The 3,019-nt window shown below is 72.3% G+C and carries 1 protein-coding gene; it reads right to left on the bottom strand.

The genetic code is table 11. The annotated features are described in order from the left end of the window. Nucleotides 1–297: 297 nt before the first annotated feature. The gene (locus AN218_RS10820) at nt 298–2,889 is read right to left on the bottom strand and encodes an ABC transporter permease (RefSeq protein ID WP_070016575.1); all 2,592 of its coding nucleotides are present in this window, start codon (nt 2,887–2,889) and stop codon (nt 298–300) included. Nucleotides 2,890–3,019 lie beyond the last annotated feature (130 nt).

The following is a 3,019-nucleotide window of genomic DNA, read 5'->3' as shown; positions in this document are numbered from 1 at the left end:
CGGCCTCGACGGCCTCGTTCAGCGCGGCGTCACGCGCGACGGCGTCGAGCAGTCCGGTGAGACTCATCTGTGGGTGGCTTCCCGTCCGGGGGTGGGCAACACGAACGCCCCGCAACGGCGCGGGGCGGACGTTCCGGGGATGCCAAGCCTACGGCGGTCCGGCGGTGCCCCCTTCCGGTACGGGGAACGCCGCAGCACAGCGCGGGGCCGGACGGCTGGAGACGCCGTCCGGCCCCGGGGTCCGGCCTGCCGCCCGCGGGGTGCGGGCGCCGCGTACCGCTCGGCGGCGAGCGCGGGCTACTCGGTGGCGATCGCGTTCAGCACGTTCATCCGGCCGGCGCGGAACGCCGGTACGAGCGCGGCCACCAGGCCGACCAGGGCGGAGCCCGCGAAGACCGCGCCGATCGTCGGCCACGGGATCTCCAGCACGTTCAGGCCCTCCAGCGCCAGCAGCTTCTGCGCCGCCGCGCCCCAGCACATGCCCAGACCCAGGCCGAGGAGCGCGCCGAAGAGCGCGATGACGACCGATTCGAGGCGGATCATGCGGCGCAACTGGCGCCGCGCGAGGCCGATGGCGCGCATCAGCCCGATCTCCCGGGTCCGCTCCACGACGGACAGGGCGAGGGTGTTCACCACTCCCAGGACGGCGACGATGATCGCCAGCGCCAGCAGCCCGTAGACCATGTTGAGCATCTGCCCGACCTGGTCCTGAAGGGTCTGCTTGAAGTCGGCCTGGTCGTGCACCTGATACTGCGGGTAGGGCTTCAGCTCCTTCTTCAGCGCGGCGTACGCGGCGTCCTCACGGCCGTCCTCCGCGGAGCCGAACATCATGACCGTCGGCGGCATCTGCGCGGCGGGCACATGGCGGCGCACGGTGGCGATGTCCGTGTACATCGCGCCCTTGTCGACGCTGGTCTCCTCCTTCGTGACGGCGGCGACCGTGAGCTTCGCGCTCTCACCGCCGGCGAAGGCGACCGTCAGGCTGTCGCCGGGACCGACGCCGTGCTTCTTCGCGAAGTCCGCGCCGACGGACATCGCGTCGCGGTCGTAGGCGGCGGCCAGGTCGCCGGACTTCACCTCGCGGCGCAGGTCCTTCATGTACGAGGGGTCGGTCGCGGAGAACTGCTCGCGGGCCGTCTTCCCGTCCGGTGTGGTGACGCGGGCGGGCACGATCTTGTACGAGGTGACGGTCTTCAGCGACGCGGAGTCCCTGAGCTTGCGCTCCACGCCGGGCGTGACCGGCTGGCCGTTGCCGGACTGGACGATGAAGTCCGCGCCGACGGAACGGTCCAGCTCCTGCGTCGCCGAGGCCACCATCGAGGAGCCGACGACCGACAGCGACGCCACGAGCGCCAGCCCGATCATCAGCGCCGCCGCGGTGGCGCCCGTACGGCGCGGATTGCGCAGCGCGTTGCGCTCCGCGAGGCGCCCGACGCGGCCGCCGAAGGGCCGCAGCGTGACGAGGGAGAGCACCCGTACGAGTGCTCCGGCGAGCACCGGCCCGACGACGACGAAGCCGACCAGCGTGAGGACGACGCCGGCGCCCAGATACACCGAACCCTCCGCCGCCTTCGCGGACTTGGACGCCTCGTACAGCGCGGCGGCGCCGCCGCCGGTGAGCAGCACGCCGAGGACGGCCCGTACGGCGCCCGTCTTCACATCCGCGGGGGTGCCCGCGTCGCGCAGCGCCGCCATCGGGGAGACCCGCCCGGCCCGCCGGGCCGGCAGATAGGCCGCGAGCAGCGTGACGAGGACGCCCAGCACGAGCCCCGTCACGGGCGTCGTCCAGGCCACCGTCAGCTCGGAGGTGCTGAGGTTCATGCCGAGCTGCCCCATGAGCTTCATCAGCCCGACGGCCAGGCCCACTCCGGCGCCCACGCCCAGCACCGAGCCGACGACGCCCAGCAGCAACGCCTCGATCAGCACGGACCTGTTGACCTGGCGGCGGCTGGACCCGATGGCGCGCATCAGCCCGATCTCGCGGGTGCGCTGGGCCACCAGCATCGAGAAGGTGTTGACGATGAGGAAGATCCCGACGAGCAGGGCGATGCCGGCGAAGCCGAGCAGCGCGTACTTCATCACGTCGAGGAAGGAGCCGATCTCCTCCCGGTTGGAGTCCGCGGCCTCCTTCTGCGTCTGGTAGGTGTACTTTCCGGCGCCCAGGGACGCGGAGACGTTCTTCTTCAGCAGCGCGTGCGTGACGCCCTGCTCCGCGGTCACGGCGATGCCCGTGTACGCGCCGGTCCTCCCCAGGAGCTGCCGCTGCGCGGTGGGGGTGTCGAAGTAGACGATCGCCGCACCGGGGTTGGTGACCTGGAACGTGGCGATGCCGGAGACGCGGGCGGTGAAGTCGCCGTCGGCGGCGATGGTGCGCAGCTCGTCGCCGATGCGCAGATGGCGCTTCTTCGCGGTGTCCGCGTCGACCATCACCTCGGAGGCGCCGCGCGGCGCGTGACCCGAGGTGATCTTCATCGTCCTGCGGTCGCCCGACGTCCAGTTGGCGGCGATGGTGGGGGCTCCGGTGGTGGAGCCGATGTTCTTGTCGTCGCCGTCGACAACGGTGACGCGCTCGCTGGAGACCACGCCCTCCGCGGAGCGTGCGCCGTCGGCGGCGCGGGCCGTGCCGAGCGCGGAGGCCGGGAGCGTACGCGGCCGGGCGGCCGTGCGCTGGTCGGAGCCGTCGTCCGCGGTCTTCTTCGGGCTGACGGTGACGTCCGGGGACGTCGTCGCGAAGAGCCGGTCGAACGTGGTGTTCATGGTGTCGGTGAAGACGAGCGTGCCGCAGACGAACGCNACGAACGCCACCGACAGCACTACGGCGACGGCACTGAGCCCCATCCGTCCCTTGTGCGCGAAGAAGTTGCGCAGCGATGCCTTGAAGACGGTCACGGCCGGCTCCCGCCCGCGCCGAAGGCGTCGAACCCGGCGTCGCCGGCGGCCTGTTGCTGTGCCCGGCCTGCCTGACCGGGCTGGCCCGGCTGGCCCGGCTGGCCCGGCTGGCCGGGGGCCTGGCCGGGAG

The sequence above is a fragment of the Streptomyces nanshensis genome, from assembly GCF_001751255.1.
Lineage (GTDB): Bacteria > Actinomycetota > Actinomycetes > Streptomycetales > Streptomycetaceae > Streptomyces > Streptomyces nanshensis_A.
The sequence above is the reverse complement of the archived record's forward strand: the minus strand, read 5'-3'. Positions and strand labels throughout refer to the sequence as shown.